Annotated in this window: 17 protein-coding genes; 13 read left to right on the top strand and 4 right to left on the bottom strand. The window is 35.9% G+C overall.

The window, feature by feature from the left end; all coding sequences use genetic code 11:
• The first annotated feature begins 58 nt into the window (after window positions 1–58).
• The 5 genes from STA7437_RS19545 to STA7437_RS19525 all read left to right on the top strand — a co-directional run bounded on the left by STA7437_RS19545 (window position 59) and on the right by STA7437_RS19525 (window position 3676).
• The gene (locus tag STA7437_RS19545; protein WP_015195115.1) at window positions 59–544 is read left to right on the top strand and encodes a carboxypeptidase-like regulatory domain-containing protein; all 486 of its coding nucleotides are present in this window, start codon (window positions 59–61) and stop codon (window positions 542–544) included.
• A 50-nt stretch (window positions 545–594) separates the two neighbouring features.
• Complete coding sequence (gene cbiM, locus STA7437_RS19540; RefSeq protein WP_015195114.1) at window positions 595–1233, top strand: cobalt transporter CbiM; 639 nt, start codon at window positions 595–597, stop codon at window positions 1231–1233.
• 7 nt (window positions 1234–1240) lie between these two features.
• Window positions 1241–2032: a cobalt ECF transporter T component CbiQ gene (gene cbiQ, locus STA7437_RS19535; protein ID WP_015195113.1), complete on the top strand. Its 792-nt coding sequence runs from the start codon at window positions 1241–1243 to the stop codon at window positions 2030–2032.
• Window positions 2033–2064: 32 nt separating this feature from the next.
• Window positions 2065–2841 (top strand): energy-coupling factor ABC transporter ATP-binding protein, encoded by a 777-nt coding sequence (locus STA7437_RS19530; RefSeq protein ID WP_015195112.1) that lies wholly within the window; start codon window positions 2065–2067, stop codon window positions 2839–2841.
• Window positions 2842–2905: 64 nt separating this feature from the next.
• Window positions 2906–3676 carry an SDR family NAD(P)-dependent oxidoreductase gene (locus tag STA7437_RS19525; protein ID WP_015195111.1) on the top strand — a complete coding sequence of 257 codons (771 nt, stop codon included), beginning with the start codon at window positions 2906–2908 and terminating at the stop codon, window positions 3674–3676.
• 79 nt (window positions 3677–3755) lie between these two features.
• Here the strand turns inward: STA7437_RS19525 and STA7437_RS26660 are convergent, their stop codons facing one another.
• Window positions 3756–3923, bottom strand: coding sequence for a hypothetical protein (locus STA7437_RS26660; protein ID WP_015195110.1), 168 nt, complete (start codon window positions 3921–3923; stop codon window positions 3756–3758).
• Window positions 3924–4240: 317 nt separating this feature from the next.
• Here STA7437_RS26660 and STA7437_RS19520 point away from each other — a divergent pair, with 317 nt between their 5' ends.
• From STA7437_RS19520 to STA7437_RS19485, 8 genes are all read left to right on the top strand, one after another.
• Window positions 4241–4717: a DUF4112 domain-containing protein gene (locus STA7437_RS19520; RefSeq protein WP_015195109.1), complete on the top strand. Its 477-nt coding sequence runs from the start codon at window positions 4241–4243 to the stop codon at window positions 4715–4717.
• A 188-nt stretch (window positions 4718–4905) separates the two neighbouring features.
• Window positions 4906–5778 carry a hypothetical protein gene (locus STA7437_RS19515; protein WP_015195108.1) on the top strand — a complete coding sequence of 291 codons (873 nt, stop codon included), beginning with the start codon at window positions 4906–4908 and terminating at the stop codon, window positions 5776–5778.
• Between the two features lie 259 nt (window positions 5779–6037).
• Complete coding sequence (locus STA7437_RS19510; RefSeq protein WP_015195107.1) at window positions 6038–6742, top strand: Npun_F0813 family protein; 705 nt, start codon at window positions 6038–6040, stop codon at window positions 6740–6742.
• 9 nt (window positions 6743–6751) lie between these two features.
• Window positions 6752–7123 (top strand): DUF4359 domain-containing protein, encoded by a 372-nt coding sequence (locus tag STA7437_RS19505; RefSeq protein ID WP_015195106.1) that lies wholly within the window; start codon window positions 6752–6754, stop codon window positions 7121–7123.
• A 138-nt stretch (window positions 7124–7261) separates the two neighbouring features.
• A complete protein-coding gene (locus STA7437_RS19500; RefSeq protein ID WP_015195105.1) occupies window positions 7262–7732 on the top strand; it encodes a thiol-disulfide oxidoreductase DCC family protein in 471 nt (156 codons plus the stop codon).
• 109 nt (window positions 7733–7841) lie between these two features.
• Entirely contained in the window at window positions 7842–8462 is a 621-nt protein-coding gene (gene mtnB, locus STA7437_RS19495; protein WP_015195104.1) for a methylthioribulose 1-phosphate dehydratase, read from the top strand.
• Between the two features lie 218 nt (window positions 8463–8680).
• Entirely contained in the window at window positions 8681–10348 is a 1668-nt protein-coding gene (locus tag STA7437_RS19490) for a CTP synthase (RefSeq protein ID WP_015195103.1), read from the top strand.
• A 124-nt stretch (window positions 10349–10472) separates the two neighbouring features.
• The gene (locus tag STA7437_RS19485; protein WP_015195102.1) at window positions 10473–11543 is read left to right on the top strand and encodes an AI-2E family transporter; all 1071 of its coding nucleotides are present in this window, start codon (window positions 10473–10475) and stop codon (window positions 11541–11543) included.
• Between the two features lie 89 nt (window positions 11544–11632).
• On the opposite strand, the gene STA7437_RS19480 is transcribed toward STA7437_RS19485, so the two are convergent.
• From STA7437_RS19480 to gcvH, 3 genes are all read right to left on the bottom strand, one after another.
• Window positions 11633–12709, bottom strand: coding sequence for an acyl-CoA dehydrogenase family protein (locus tag STA7437_RS19480; RefSeq protein ID WP_216087065.1), 1077 nt, complete (start codon window positions 12707–12709; stop codon window positions 11633–11635).
• A 111-nt stretch (window positions 12710–12820) separates the two neighbouring features.
• Window positions 12821–15733 carry an aminomethyl-transferring glycine dehydrogenase gene (gcvP, locus tag STA7437_RS19475; RefSeq protein ID WP_015195100.1) on the bottom strand — a complete coding sequence of 971 codons (2913 nt, stop codon included), beginning with the start codon at window positions 15731–15733 and terminating at the stop codon, window positions 12821–12823.
• A 168-nt stretch (window positions 15734–15901) separates the two neighbouring features.
• Window positions 15902–16297, bottom strand: a complete 396-nt coding sequence (gcvH, locus tag STA7437_RS19470; RefSeq protein WP_015195099.1) for a glycine cleavage system protein GcvH — start codon at window positions 16295–16297, stop codon at window positions 15902–15904.
• Window positions 16298–16511: the final 214 nt, after the last annotated feature.

Below are 16511 nucleotides of genomic sequence, written 5' to 3'. Positions count from 1 at the left end.
ATCAGGTAGCTCGAGAATTTAAACTCTACAATTTTAAATTGGTAGCAATCAATTAGTTATGAATAAGAGGAATTGGTTAATTTTGATAGTTTTATTGCCTATGTTAGGAAATGGCAAGCAAGTTTTAGCTCACGGTGCGCAAATTGGTTATAGTTCCACTCAAGCATTAGAAATTCAAGCTACTTACGATGATGGTACGCCGATGAGTAATGCTCAAGTAGTAATTTATGCTCCTAACGATCCTAGCCGTCCCTGGTTGACAGGAACAACCGATCAAGAAGGAAAATTTGTTTTTGTCCCGAATAGTGAGCAATCGGGTAACTGGGATGTCAAAGTACGTCAAGCTGGACATGGCAAAATAATTACGATTCCCGAAAATGCAATTTTAGCTTCTGAAACAGAAACAAATAATTCCCAAGAGCTAGCTTCTTCTAATAATGCTATTTATAATCCTGTACAAAAAATAGTAATGGCTGCGGTTGGTATTTGGGGATTTATCGGCACAGCTTTATTTTTCTCTCGAAAAAAAGCACCACAACAATGATGTTTTGGATGTAGTTTTACTACTGGCAATTGTTATTTTTGGCTAATTGAATGCATATTCCTGATGGTTTTATTCCTCCAAGTCTTTGTATTGCTGGTTATGCTCTTACTGGTGGTGTTACTTGGTATTGTCTACGCAAAATTAACCGTACCACTAATCCTTCTCAACAAATTCCTAAAGCATCGCTACTAACAGCAGCTTTTTTTGTCGCTTCTTTAATTCATATTCCTCTGCCACCAACTAGCCTTCATTTGGTCTTAAATGGCATGATGGGAACTATTTTGGGTTATTATGCTTTTCCTGCTATTTTGATTGGTTTATTTTTTCAGGCGGTTATGTTTCAGCATGGCGGTTTATCTACTTTAGGTGTTAATGCTGCCATGATGGGTATTCCTGCTTTATTGGCTTATCATTTGTTTCAACTCAGAAATCGTATTAATCATAGAAAACAGTTGTGGACGAGAATTTTAGCTGCTTTAGCTGGTGCGGTTTCTTTAGGATTATCAGCCTTAATTTTCGTCGTCATTACAATTACTAACATTTCTCAAGATTTGAATGTACAAACTGAAAAAAACTTAATTTTGTTTTCTTTGGTTGGGTATTTGATTCAAGCTTTATTAGAAGGAATTTTTACGATGATGTTGGTTGTGTTTTTAGATAAAGTTAAACCCGAAATTCTGAAAGGGTGATTGACTAATGAAGCTAGCTTTAGATCGATATGCTTATTTAAACTCTCCAATTCATCAATGGCGACAGACCTATAAATTTGTCGGTTTATTAGGATTAATATTTGCTTTTGCTTTTGTGCAAAAACTTATTTTATTGCCAGTTATTTTATTAATTGCTGGTATTATTTATGGTTTGTCTAAATTACCTTTTACTTTTTTGATTTCTAGATTACGTTATCCTGGCTGGTTTATTTTAAGTGTAGTAATTTTACTTCCTTTTTTAGCAGGAGATACTGTAATTTGGCAATTGGGATGGTTGACAATTAAACAAGAAGGATTACAAGCAACTTTTTTGGTTTCTGTTCGTTTTTTTTGTATTCTAACTGTTAGTTTGGTTTTATTTGGAACTGCACCATTTTTAACTAGTATTAAAGCAATACGCTCGTTGGGACTTCCTGCAATTATGGTAGATATGACTTTATTGGCGTATCGTTATTTGGAACAGTTGGGTGATATGTTAGTAACAATGCAAAGAGCAATCAAACTAAAAGGATTTGACAGTAAAAAACTTAATTACCGTAATTTAAGAATTTTAGCTCAATTAACTGGTAGTTTATTAATTAGAAGTTACGAGCAGTCTCAGCGAGTTTATCAAGCTATGGTTTTACGAGGTTATGGTTATCAAAATAAACCAAAAAATTCTGGAGTAATCATTAAAAATATCACTAGAGATAGATATAGTTTTAATGCTATGATGATATGTTTGTTGTTAGCATTATCATTAGTTTTAGCCGAAGTATTTTTGTCTATTAATTATTAGAATTCTGATTTTATTTTATTGCTCCAAGTCGAATGAAAGAACTAACTAGAATTTTTCCACAAAATAAATTAAATGTTACAGCGTTGCAAGTTAGTAATTTGTGTTTTAATTATCAGCAAAATTATTCAGCTTTAACTGATATTAATTTAAAAATTGGTCTGGGAGAAAGTGTTGGTTTAATTGGAGCTAATGGAGCAGGAAAAACTACTTTATTTTTAAATCTTTGTGGAGTTATGACTCCTAGCTATGGCGAAATAAAATTATTTGATCGCCTAGTAAAACCTGGAGAGTTTCGTTCAGAAATTGGTTTAGTTTTTCAAAATCCTGAAGACCAATTATTTTGTCCTACTGTTAGAGATGATATTGCTTTTGGACCAGAAAATATGGGTTTGTCTCCTCAAGAAGTACAACATCGTGTCAATGAAGCACTGTCTTTAACAGGCGTGAGTCATTTAGCAGACAGAATTCCTCATCAACTCTCTGGTGGTGAAAAATGTATGGTGGCGATCGCATCAGTCTTAGCTATGCGTCCCAAAATTTTACTCTATGATGAACCTAGTGCTAATTTAGATTTACGCTCAAGAAGAAGATTAATCGATTTTTTAAAAACTTCGGCAGAAACGATTATGATATCTTCCCACGATTTAGAATTAATTTTAGAAATATGCGATCGCGTTATTCTACTGAATCAAGGAACTGTTGTAGCGGATGGTTTGCCTGCTAAAATTATGAGCGATCGGGTTTTAATGGAAGCCAATGGGTTAGAAGTGCCTCATTCTCTTACGAAGTCAAAGCAGGGTTCGCCGTGAGAAGTCTGAGTACCTTCGACACATGAACGAAAGCAATAAAAATTTAAATATAAAATTGATCTTCATGACTGTTTTAGCTGGAATTGACCATCTTAATGTTCTCATTGTTGGTGCTAGTCGAGGTATCGGTCTAGGTTTTGTGCGTCAGTTATTATTAGATACTAGAATTAATAAACTTTATGCTACCTATCGCGATCAAGAATCTGCAATTGAATTAATCTCTTTAGCCGAACAATTTTGCGATCGATTAGTTATTCTTGGTTTAGATGTTACTAATGAATCACAAATAGCTACAGCCGTAGCCAAAATTAATTCAGAAATCACTCAACTTCATTTAGTAATTAACTGTGTTGGTATTCTTCACGAAGATAAACTACAACCTGAAAAAAGTCTTAAACAAATTGAACCCGAACATTTAATCCGCTACTTTCAAGTTAATAGTATGGGTTCGGTTTTATTAGCTAAATATTTATTACCTTTGTTGCGACACAAACAACCTAGTATTTTTGCTGCTATTTCCGCCAAAGTTGGTAGTATCGGTGATAATCAACTAGGAGGATGGTATGGTTATCGTGCTTCCAAAGCAGCCTTAAATATGTTTATGAAAACAGTAGCAATAGAGTATAGTCGAAGATGTCCTCAAACTATTGTTGTTACTCTTCATCCAGGCACAACCGATACCGAACTTTCCCAACCTTTTCAAAAAAATGTTCCTTCAAACAAATTGTTTGCTGTAGAAAGAACTGTCAATCAATTATTGATAGTACTATCAAACTTGAATCTTAATGATAGTGGTAAATTTTTTAGTTGGGATGGCAGTGTTTTACCTTGGTAGATCAAATTTCAACTAAGCGGGAGTAAACTAACACTTTCCCGCTCAGTTTTGAGCAAAAATATAATGATTGCACTTAAGATTATTTGTTGCGGAGTGAAACAAGCTGTTCACTAACAGTTTTTAACGAATGATTATCATTAGCTAAGTTTTGAGTTCGAGCATTATCTACTGTACCCAAAGCGATAACACTAATCGTCAATCCAACAACAAGATCGAGAGTTACTTTTTTGCCTTCATACCATAACATCTTACCTACCTCACACCTCACACTTAAAACTTGCCCTCACTGTCCTAATAATAGGGTTCAGAATTCGGCTCTATGCAATTGTTTCAAAACTAATTCTTTCCTTTATTGAAGCTCAAGTGAAGACAAAAGTTCCCATATTTAAGCAAATATTCTCAAAGATCTTCATAATCTTTCATATACTTGTTTTAGTTGCTTACCAGAAACAGTGATCTAGATTGATTGGTAGAACAAGCAAAGCTATCAAAAGATAGTTGAATTTTGAATTTTAGTGGTGAAAAAATAATTGAATCAAACTATGCTCGATATTATTTGCATTTATGCCACAAACTATACCTTCTGTGACTAAACTTGATCGTCTTCGTCGTCTTAGTCAATTGCTTGATAACGCTATCGGTATTCCAGGAACTAAATATAGAATTGGACTCGATCCGATTTTGGGACTATTGCCTGGTGGTGGCGATACTGTAACGGGTGCTTTAGGAGCTTATATTGTTGTTGAGGCAGCACGGATGGGATTACCCAAAGCAGTTTTATGGCAAATGGTAGGAAATATTTTACTCGATTCTGTAGCTGGTTCTGTTCCAGTTGTAGGTGATTTGTTTGATATTGGTTGGAAAGCGAATGTTAAAAATATCGCTTTATTAGAAAGTCATTTACATCTAACTAGTTTAAATCAAAAAAGCGATCGCATTTTTTTGGTAGGATTAATTTTGGTGTTGGCAATTATTGTAATTGGATTTGCTGCTTTGACGGTATTTGTAATTCATTGGTTGTGGGGTGTCTTAGTTAATTGACGTTCTTCATATCAATGAAATACAGTCAAGCTTATGGTTAATTGTTGATAGTTGATTGATTTTTTAAGAACAATTTTATAGTTGTTATTTTATTTAATAAGATTAAACAAATCTATAATTAATTCTCTCTTGTTGTAGTTTTTAATTCAGAGTAAAACAGAGTAGTCTTAATTAAGAAATCAAATTTTATGACTAAAAGTATTTTATCTGATTTCAGCTTAAAATTAGTTATTTCTTCAGGAATTGCTATAGCTGGATTAAGATTTTTTTTGGCTTTTTTCTTTGGTCAAAGCGCACCAACTTGGTATGTAATTACTTCTTATATTTGTGAACTTTTAGCCTTTTTAGGTGCAGGTTGTTTGTGTTTACGTAACTATTTTCATCCTAAAATTATCAGTGATAGAATGATTTGGCTTTGTTTAGCAATCGGAACTTTATCTTTTTTTATAGGGGATTTAATTTTTCTCTACTGGGAAGTAATTTTAGAACGTTCTCCTAACATTACCTTAGCAGATTTGTTTTTTGTGAATTTTTATGTGTTTTTAATTGGAGGCATGATTCTAGCTGTAATGTTTCGGAAAGTTAGATTAATGCCTTGGCAATGGGGAACAATTATTTTAGTTGCTGCGATCGCGATAGGTTTAGGTTGGTGGACTTCTTCTCCTTCAGACACTGTTGAGGTAGAAATTTCGACCGCTATTACTGAACAAGTTGTAGAAAAAGCACCTGGATGGGTAATTGCAACAGAACAACTTTTAGAACCAATTGTTAGCCCACTCAATCTATTTTACGTTGCTGGAGATATATTTATTTTAGTTTTAGCAGCAACGATAGTAATAACTTTTTGGGGAGGCAAATTTTCTCAGACTTGGATGGCAATTGGTTGTGCTATTTTTGTTCATTATTTAGCAGATCTTAGATATGCCTATATTGTTACTCATGATAGTTATACAACTGGTGGAATAATTGAATGTTTTTGGACAGTTAGCGGTGTTCTTTTTGCGATCGGTGCTGCTTTAGAATATAACTTATCTAATCGTTCTCGTAAGCGTTTACGCTAATTTTATTTCTACAATTTAAGTAAAAGTCAGAAGACAAAAATAACCGCTCAATGTTTTAGATGTAGTCTTTTTCGCTCTTGGTGAGGTACACCATTACCAGTTACTAATTACTAATTATGAGGGATGAATAATCAACCGTTAACATAAGCGAAGCGAACTACCGTAGGTCTCAACTATCAATGCTCAACCAGTAAAATGAACTGTATCTCATTAATCTGAGAAACGCTACAACTTGTTTTCAATTTAAAAACTATTGATTATGAATCAAGTAATTGTAATTCTTCAACGACAGAATGTTAAAATTTCTGAAACAAAACTCTCTGAATCAAATACTCAAATCTTAACTTTTACTTATCACAATAAAACCTATGAAAAGCTCAATATTTCATTTAAAATAACTTTGCAAGATAATGCCTTAAATTTTTGTAAAAATTATTTTGATAAACATCAAAAACAATGTATATTACTCGATGAAAAAGACATTTTTAGTGTTTGGAGCGAAGTTTTACCAATATCTGAAATAAAAGAGCCAAGTTTGAGCGAGAGTGAAAACTCAACATTAACATTTACTACTGCTAAAAATTTATATGTTACTCAGGCTACTCTATTAATAGTTCAAATTTTACTCACTGATATTGAAGATTTAATGGGAAATCGACACAAAGAAAATTTTAAACAAGAACTAATCAAAATTTTTCAAAAATCTAATCTTCCTGAAACAGAATCTTTAGAAAAAATTAACTCTTTACTGATGGTAGACCCTCTCAACAAAAATCAATTACCATCTTGGGAACAAGAACAAGTTAAACAAATATTTTCTTCACTAATTTTTCTAGCTACCAAATACTTTAACAATACAAGTTTTGTCGAAGAAATTCTTGAAATTTTCCAGGAGCTACCCGAATACAATGAGCCTGAATTTCTCAATTGTTGTATGCAATTTGTTAATCTTTGTAGTATTTAATTACTCATAATGAATAAAACTATTGGGATACTCGCTTTAGTTTTAGGCATAGGAATTATGACTTTTACTAATCCGAATCAGCAACAATATGTTCAATATGCTTCTGAACAAATAATTCGAGAACTTCCTCAAGATTTTTGTAACAACTCTCAACTAAAAAAATGGTTTGATTTTGCCAATCAAAACTTAAGCCAACTTTGTCAATCAGGATTAGGGTTAGGATTGAATTTAGGCAAAGAAAGTGTTAAACAAATCATTGATAATAATACTCAAAGACAAAATTTAATTTTATTAAGTCTCTACACAACAAATATAGCTAATCGACAATATCAAACCGCAGGATTATTTGGTAAATTTATTACCTTCAAAAAAACTGAATGATCTTACTGATCTCTATTTTGGTTGGCAGTAATGCCTGTCAAAGTAAGTTGAATCTATGAACCAAGAATCCGCGTCAATTTATTGCGCGGAGTGTCAAAATAACCAATAGAGTACTTTTAAAAAATGTAAAGATAGTTCATGACTTTATCTTCAAACCAGTTTGAGGCACAACCAGAATCTAACACTACTTGGAAAATTAAACTTTTGTATGATGGTGAGTGTCCTTTGTGTTTGCGGGAAGTTAATTTTTTGCAGCAACGCGATGCAGGTAGAGGAATAGTTGCTTTTGTAGATATTGCCGATCGTGATTATACTCCAGAAGCAAACGGCGGAATTGATTATGAAACTGCAATGGGAAGAATTCATGCAGTCTTACCCGATGGTACAGTAATTAAAAATGTGGAAGTTTTTCGACGGGTTTATGAAGAATTAGGCATGGGTTGGCTTTATGCTATTACTAAATTACCTATTATTGGTGCTGTAGCGGATTGGCTTTATGGAATTTGGGCAAACTGGAGATTAAAACTTACAGGTAGACCAGATTTAGCTACCATTGTAGCCCAGCGCGAACAAGTGAAAGATTCAGCAGGACGATGCCGATTAAATTAAGGTATTGATCTCGAATATCAATTGACTAGGAGAGTGGGATCATAATTTTTCTTTTTACCATGCAAAGCAAAGCAATCTCTAGATTAATCATAGAAGCAAAATTAATTTAATGAAGAGCGATCGCCTTTTAACTTTGATTACTGCTGCCCGTCAATTTTATCAGCAGGGTTGGATGGTTGGTACGGCAGGTAATTTGTCGATTCGTCATGACGATAAAAGTTTTTGGATTACTGCTAGTGGAAAATCTAAAGGTAAATTAACTCAACAAGATTTTGTCCGAGTTAACCTAGCAGGGGAAGTGATGGAATTGTCTCATCCTGATAATCGCCCTTCAGCAGAAACTAGTATTCATCAAGTTATTTATACTCTTTTTCCTGAAGCACAAGCTTGTTATCATGTTCATTCGGTAGAAGCTAACCTCGTTTCCAACTTAAGTAATCACGAGGCAATTTCCTTACCTCCTTTAGAGATGATTAAAGGATTAGGAGTTTGGCAAGAAGATCCCCAAGTGAAAATGTCTTTGTTTGAAAATTATTTAGAAGTACCTCGGATCGCCCAAGCAATATACGATCGCTTTACAATCGCTCTTCCTGAGATTCCTGCCTTACTCATTCGCAATCATGGGGTAACCGTCTGGGGGCGATCGCCAGAAGAAACTCAAAATTATCTAGAAATAGTTGAATATATTTTTCGTTATATTTTAGCTGCTCGCAATTACAGTTATCAGTGATCAATTCAAAAATACCAGCGCATAATAAATTGCAGAATATAAGTTAAAGCTTTTGTATCTAGCTATTACGTCGACAAGGATATTAAAAATTTTCCTAGCGCGATCGCGCATTGAGCTTTGATGTTAATATCAGTTGATTTAAAACAACAGCATCAGAAAATCAATATTAAGTTTAAAGAATCGATATGATATGAAGCGGAGGACTTCGGGGAATCAAAATGACTAAATTTGTATTTATAACTGGTGGTGTAGTTTCCAGTATTGGGAAAGGGATTGTTGCAGCTAGTTTAGGTAGATTACTCAAATCTAGAGATTACTCTGTATCAATTCTCAAACTCGACCCCTATATTAACGTCGATCCAGGTACGATGAGTCCTTTTCAACACGGAGAAGTATTTGTTACTGATGATGGTGCTGAAACAGATTTAGATTTAGGACACTACGAACGTTTTACTGATACTGCTATGTCGCGACTCAATAGCGTTACGACAGGTTCAATTTATCAGGCAGTAATTAACAAAGAAAGAAGAGGCGATTATCAAGGAGGAACTGTTCAAGTCATTCCTCATATTACTACCGAAATTAAAGAAAGAATTCATCGCGTAGCTAAAAACACCAATTCTGATGTCGTTATTACTGAAATTGGCGGTACAGTCGGAGATATTGAATCTTTACCTTTTTTAGAAGCAATTCGTCAGTTTCGTAAGGATGTGGGCAGAAATAACGTAGTTTATATGCACGTTACCCTAATTCCTTGGATTCCTGCTGCCGGTGAAATGAAAACCAAACCAACTCAACATTCAGTTAAAGAATTACGTTCGATTGGGATACAACCTGATGTTTTAGTTTGTCGTAGCGATCGCCCTTTGAAACCAGGTTTAAAAGATAAAATCTCAGAATTTTGTGACGTACCTGTAGAAGCAGTTATTACTTCTCGCGATGCAAGTAGTATTTATGAAGTACCTCTTATTTTAGAACAGGAAGGATTAGCCAAAGTAACCTTAGAATTATTGCAACTAGAATTAAGACAACCAGACTTATCAGGCTGGAGTAAATTAGTTGAACGGATGAACTCTCCCCAGACTAAAATTAATATTGCGATTGTTGGTAAATATATTCAACTTAGTGATGCTTATCTTTCAGTAGTAGAAGCTTTGGGTCATGCTGCGATCGCTACAGAAAGTGAAGTTAATTTACGTTGGATTAATGCTGAAGATATAGAAGCTAATGGGGCAGACAAATATTTACAAGATGTCAGTGGTGTTATCGTACCAGGAGGATTTGGACATCGAGGTGTAGATGGAAAAGTAGAAGCGATCGCTTATGCTAGAGAAAATAAAATCCCCTTCTTCGGACTTTGTTTAGGGATGCAATGTTCCGTAATTGAATGGGCGCGTAACGTAGCCAATCTTGAACAAGCTAATAGTTCAGAATTTGAACCAGAAACTCCTAATCCAGTGATTAATCTTCTACCCGAACAACAAGATGTAGTTGATTTAGGTGGCACAATGCGATTGGGTTTATATCCCTGTCGTCTCAAAACCGATACTTTAGCCTTTTCTCTCTATCAACAAGAAGTCGTTTACGAACGTCATCGCCATCGATACGAATTTAATAATGCCTTCCGCAATCTCTTTTTAGAAACAGGATACGATATTAGTGGGACATCTCCTGATGGTCGCTTAGTCGAAATTATTGAACTCAAAGATCATCCCTTTTTTATCGCAACTCAGTTTCATCCAGAATTCCGTTCTCGCCCTAGCACTCCTCATCCTTTATTTTTAGGATTTGTTCAAGCTGCCTTGGCAAAAAAACCATTGAAGATGAATCATTTAGATCTCAGCTTTCCCGCATCTGAAGAATCAATCTTAGTTGCTGATCATTAACAGTTATTAATAGATGAATGTTGATGGTTAATTGTTAATTGTTAATTATTCATCCCTCATAATTCATAACTGCTGTACAGACGTGTCGCCGACACGTCTCTATTGATAACTGATAACTGAATTCATGTCCAATCAACGTCTAACTCTTTCTTTGTCCAATGTACTTTTACTAGCTGCTGTCGGTTCGCTATTAGTACTGTTGTGGCAATTAAAAAATCTCATTGTCGTGTTGATGATTGCAATCGTCATTGCTGCTACTTTAGCACCGATCATTAAAACAGCCGAAAAACTCAGTATTCCTCGTTGGTTAGCCGTAATTCTGGTTTATCTTGGTTTAATCGCCACTTTAACAGGAATTGGCTTAATCATTGGTCCCACAGTCGCCCAACAAATTGAAAATTTTATTAACAGATTACCATCTTATTTAGAAGTTGTGCGATCGCTATTAGAAAGATTAGCATTGCGTTTTGGTGTGAGTGAAGCGGATACTCCTACTATTATCAATCAATTATTCGATCCCCAGGCATTAACTGCGTGGGTAATTAGTTCTAGTCAACAATTGCTGATTAGTTCTTATGGTGTTACTAGAGGAATTATTGGCAGTGTCTTGGGTTTTTTGTTGGCATTACTATTTTCTGGTTATATGTTATCTGGCTCAAATACTTTATTACAAGGAATAGTTAATTTGTTTCCTTATCCTTGGGATGTACGTTTATCTGCCCAAATTGAACCAGTTGCCAGACGAATGGGAGGCTATCTTCAGGGTAGAATCTTAGTTTCGGCTATTTTGGGTGTAGCGATTAGTTTAGGTTTGGGAATTTTAGGCTTATCAGAATTTGCTCTCGGTTTAGGCGTAATTGCTGGTTTTACCAACCTAATTCCTTTTTTTGGTCCAATTTTGGGTGCAGTTCCTGCTTTAATTGCTGCGATCGCTCAAGGAGGTTGGACGTTTCTTTGGGTTTTCTTACTGTTTGTAGTAATTCAAAATGTAGAAACCTATGTTCTCGATCCTCTGTTAGTAGGTTCTTCAGTAAGAGTGCATCCTCTTTATCAATTGCTTGCTGTTTTAGGTGGAGCGCAAGTACTAGGAATCTTGGGTGCGTTAATTGTTCCACCATGGGTAGCTGGTGCATCAGTATTATTAGAAAATCTTTACACTAAACCAAAACTATTAAAAGAAGCGAAAGAGATTTAGCTTTGTGAGCGAGAAGCGCAATGTCTATCTGTTAAGAAAGCGTTGAGATGGTGGGCAAACTTTTCACGGTTTTTATCTGCTAGAGTTATTTATAGCAATTGTTTGAGACTTTCTGCCATGACATCAGTAGTTTGTCCAGAAACACTAAATAATAGAGCTTCTCGATAAATTCTTCCCGCCGAACTGTTCAAGTAGTTAGCTGCACCACTAGTAGCAATAATGGCTGCTTGACTACAACGCCCGGCTAAATTAATTGCCCAAGCACGGAGTTGCAGTTTTTCTTGATCTGAAGAATTAGATTGAGTAATAACTTGAAAAGTTTTCTTTTTACAGATAGTTAATTCTCGATCAAGCTGTTGCCAAGATTGTTCTAAAAAAGCAAGTTGTTTTTTTTGATAAATTTGTTTGAGTAGATTTAAGGCTGCATAGGCACATCCCATGGCAAAAAAGCCGTGATGCAAAATATTTTTTTTGCTACCTTCATGAATTGAATTTGGTGGTTTAATTGAAACTACTTGTTGATCAGGTAAAAACCATTGCTTGATCTTTCCACTAACTGTATTAGTAGCAGTTGTGGCAATTAATTCCATTGGTTGACTTAGAAGAATTGTTCCTGAAGTATCCTGTGTTTGAGTTTGTAGCGGAAGTAGTCCATAAAGTTCTCTACCATCGGGTAAAGCTGCACCAATGATAAATTGATCAAAAAAATCAAAGCCTGTGATCCAAGGAACTTCACCATCAAGCAAATAGCCACCTTCAACTTCCCTCGCTTGCATCATAGGTTTACCACGTCGACGTAACTGAGAAAAACCAACTCCAATTAAGATTTTTCCCTTACTCATTTGAGGTAAATATTGTTGCTGAAGAAATTGGTTTTCACTAGCGACTAAAAAAGAACCCGCGCTTTGATGCTGAGTTTGTAAAAAAGCCAACGCACCAGAAGTTGATGCGATCGCAATTTGAAACTGTCGATATTCAATTTCACTAAAACCAGCACCGCCTAAATTTTCTGGTACTCTGAGAGCCAAAAGATTTCGTTTTCCTAAACCTTGTAATGCTACTCGCAGTTTATCTGACTGGCGGTCGATTTGATTGGCTTTTGGGGCGATTTCTTGCTGTAAATATTGTTGAGCAATTTCTAATAGTTCTTGTTGTTGATTGTTCATTGTTAATTGTTCATTCCTCATATCAACAAAAACCAGTATTTTAATTTAATAGCACTCAACTTTTTAAGGGCGCATTGCCCTGCGCCCCTACTGGTAACTGATAACTGATAACTATTGATAAGCGTCCATACCTTCACAAGAACAAACTAAATTGCGATCGCCGTAGGCATTGTCAATTCTGCCTACCACAGGCCAAAATTTGTGTTCTTTTGTCCAAGGTGCTGGATAAGCTGCTTGTTCGCGAGAATAGGGATGTTTCCATTCACCACAAATTAATGATTCAGCCGTATGGGGGGCATTTTTGAGAGGATTATCCACAGAATCGATCTGACCATTTGCGATCGCGTCTGCTTCGTGATATATAGCAATCATGGCATCACAAAAACGATCTAATTCTTCTTTTGATTCGCTTTCAGTTGGTTCGATCATTACTGTCCCGATTACTGGCCATGATACAGTGGGTGCATGGAAACCATAGTCCATTAACCGTTTAGCAACATCTTCAACTTCTATACCAGCTTGCTTTTTGAGAGGACGCAAATCAATAATACATTCATGGGCGACTAAACCGAATTTCCCTGTAAATAAAACTGGATAGTAAGCTTCGAGACGTTTAGCGATGTAATTGGCGTTAAGAATGGCTACTTTGGTAGCTTCGGTTAATCCTTTTGCCCCCATCATGGCAATATACATCCAAGAAATAGTCAAGATGCTAGCACTACCCCAAGGCGCAGCAGAAATTAAACCAATTGATTTAGAATCTTCAAAAGAGAGAGAAGTAGCGGGAAGATAGGGAATTAAATGAGCAGCTACCCCGATTGGTCCCATGCCTGGACCTCCTCCACCATGAGGAATACAGAAAGTTTTGTGTAAATTGAGGTGACAAACATCTGCGCCAAAATCCCCTGGACGACACAAACCAACTTGGGCATTCATATTTGCCCCGTCCATATAAACTTGTCCACCATATTGATGGATAATTGCGCAAATTTCGGTAATTTCTTGTTCAAATACCCCATGAGTAGATGGATAAGTTACCATAATTGCAGCTAGGTTGTCGCTGTGTTTGGCTGCTTTAATTTGTAAATCTTCAAGATCGATATTACCTTCGCGATCGCATTTTACCGCAACTACTTTCATGCCACACATTACCGCACTGGCCGGATTTGTACCATGAGCAGATTCGGGAATTAAACAAATATTACGATGTTCGTCCCCTCTGTCTTGATGATATTGACGAATTACTTGTAGTCCAGCGTATTCTCCTTGAGAACCAGCGTTTGGTTGTAAGGAAACTCCTGCAAAACCTGTAATTTCTGCCAGCCATGCTTCTAAATCAGCAAAAAGCTTTTGATAACCTTGAGTTTGGGAAAGGGGCGCAAACGGATGAATATTTCCAAATTCTTGCCAAGTGACGGGGAGCATTTCTGCTGTAGCATTAAGTTTCATCGTACAAGAACCCAAGGGAATCATGGAAGTAGTTAGGGATAAATCCTTGGTTTCTAATTGATGAAGATAACGCAGTAATTCTGTTTCCGAATGATAACGGTTAAAGACTGGATCGCTCAGATAGTCGCTAGTACGTAATAATGATTCTGGTAAAGAAGAATCGCTCGTTAATTCTTCAACGGTAAAAGGTAATTTGTTTTTTCCTGCAAAAATATGCCAGAGGGCAATTAAATCATCTAAAGTAGTAGTCTCATCAAGAGAAATTCCTAAAGCGCGACCGCTTAATAATCTTAAATTAATTCCTTCTGTTTCTGCTACAATGGCGATCGCTTCGGCATTACTTGCTTCTATTTTTAAAGTATCGAAGAAAGATTCGGAAGCAATTGAATATCCCAGTTGTTTGATTCCTGCTGCCAAAATCACAGTCAATTGATGGACTCTGGTAGCAATCTTTTTAATTCCTTCTGCCCCATGATAAACCGCGTACATCGAAGCGATTACGGCAAGTAAAACTTGAGCAGTACAAATATTACTGGTTGCTTTATCTCTACGAATATGTTGTTCTCTGGTTTGTAAGGCTAACCTTAAAGCTGGTTTGCCATGAACGTCTTTAGATACTCCAACAATTCTTCCAGGAATTTGCCGTTTATATTCTTCTTTGGTAGCAAAATAAGCTGCATGAGGACCACCATAACCTAATGGTACACCAAATCGTTGACTATTTCCTACCGCAATATCTGCTCCAAATTCTCCAGGGGGAGTTAATAGAGCAAGACTGAGTAAGTCTGCTGCCACAGTGACTAAAGCTTTGGCTGTGTGTGCTTGTTTAATAAACTCACGATAATCGTAAATAGTACCGTCTGTGGCAGGATACTGAACTAATGCGCCAAAAATAGGCGTGGCGAAATCAAAGGTACGATGATCGCCGACAATTATTTCTATTCCTAAAGGTAAAGCTCTCGTTTTAACAACTTCAATAGTTTGGGGATGACAAGCATCAGATACGAAAAAAGCATTAGCTTTAGTTTTACACAAACCATAACTCATACTCATCGCTTCGGCTGCTGCCGTACCTTCATCTAATAAAGAGGCATTCGCAATTTCTAACCCAGTCAACTCAATAATCATGGTTTGGAAATTGAGTAACGCTTCAAGTCTGCCTTGGGCAATTTCTGCTTGATAGGGAGTATAAGCTGTGTACCAACCAGGATTTTCTAAAATGTTGCGTTGAATCACTGGTGGGGTGATACAGTTGTAATATCCCATCCCCATAAACGAACGATAAATTTTATTCTGAGACGCGATCGCACCCAAGCAAGCTAAAGCTTGAGTTTCACTTTTCGCTTCAGGTAAATTCAATGATTCTTGCAGACGAATAGCGCTTGGGACAGTGCGATCAATTAGTTCATCTAAATTTTTGTATCCTAATACCGCGAGCATCTGCGCGATTTCTGTAGAATTAGGACCGATGTGTCTAGCAATAAAATTATCAGTGAGCTTTAATTTTGCTTGTGTTAAATTATCAGTCGAATTATTAATAGTTGTTTGATGGTAGTTAATATCAAAATCAAGCATAGGAGTCTGTTTAATTAGAAAAATAGTGGCGCATCGAGAATTTGGTTCTTGACGCTACCACTTAATGTTTAATTAGGTATGTTGTTACAAACCTTAGCAAATTTTTTTAGAATAGGAAATAAAAAATTTTCAGATATTTTTCCAAAAATTAGTTGAGGGAGGATTGATTTAATCGTTTCCTTCTACTTGAGCGCGATATTCGCTTGCAGATAAAGCATCGGGTATATCATCATCAGGATTTTCTACCCTAATTTTGATTAACCAACCTTCTCCATAAGGATCATCAGCAATTAACTCTGGAGATTCGATCATAGCTTCATTTCTTTCTATTACTGTTCCAGACACGGGGGGATACAAATCCTCCACTGCTTTAACAGATTCGATACTACCAAAGCTTTCTCCTACTTCTAAAGCATCTCCCACCTCTGGCAGTTCGAGAAAAACCAAGTCACCTAATTGATCGATCGCAAAAGCACTCACTCCAATAGTAGCAATCTCTCCTTCTAAACGAATATATTCGTGAGTGTCCAAGTATTTTAAGTCTTCAGGATATTCTAGTTCCATCTTACGTCCTCATTCGTAAGTAAGATTTAGTTTACATTGTTTTTTGGATTTAACCGCAAATTATGGACTAGTTTAACCATATTGGCGAGCATTATGGCTAGGTAATTTAAGAGAGACATTAAAATTTATCTTAAGCAGCCAAAATAGTCAACACTATGGTTGAATATACGGAGGAAAATTTTCTATCCCCCACAGTTAATTTCTTTAAGAATAA

The organism is Stanieria cyanosphaera PCC 7437 (assembly GCF_000317575.1).
In the GTDB taxonomy this organism is placed as follows: Bacteria; Cyanobacteriota; Cyanobacteriia; order Cyanobacteriales; family Xenococcaceae; genus Stanieria; species Stanieria cyanosphaera.
Note: the sequence above shows the minus strand (reverse complement) of the source record. Positions and strands in the feature narration are given on the sequence as shown.